We start from the raw sequence: 326 nt of genomic DNA, 5'->3' as shown, positions 1-326 counted from the left end.
GCGGTCGGCGCCACCATCGGCACCGCTGCCGAGGCGCTCGGGGCGCAACTGGTGCTCAAGGTACGCGCCCCCGAGCCGGCCGAACTGGCCCAGATGAAGGCCGGGGCTGTGCTGGTGGGCATGCTCAATCCCTTCGATGCCGAGAACAACGCACGCATGGCAGCAGCCAACGTGACCGCGTTCGCGCTCGAGGCCGCGCCGCGCACCACGCGCGCGCAGAGCATGGACGTGCTGTCGTCGCAGGCCAACATCGCCGGCTACAAGGCCGTGCTGGTGGCCGCGCACCACTACCAGCGCTTCATGCCGATGCTGATGACCGCCGCCGG

Annotated in this window: 1 pseudogene; it reads left to right on the top strand. The window is 70.6% G+C overall.

From position 1 onward, the window contains the following. Positions 1-326 (top strand): annotated as a pseudogene (locus J8I34_RS34505) (NAD(P)(+) transhydrogenase (Re/Si-specific) subunit alpha); the annotation flags it as partial.

Source organism: Cupriavidus phytohabitans (assembly GCF_017815025.1).
Taxonomy (GTDB): Bacteria; Pseudomonadota; Gammaproteobacteria; order Burkholderiales; family Burkholderiaceae; genus Cupriavidus.
Note: the sequence above shows the minus strand (reverse complement) of the source record. Positions and strands in the feature narration are given on the sequence as shown.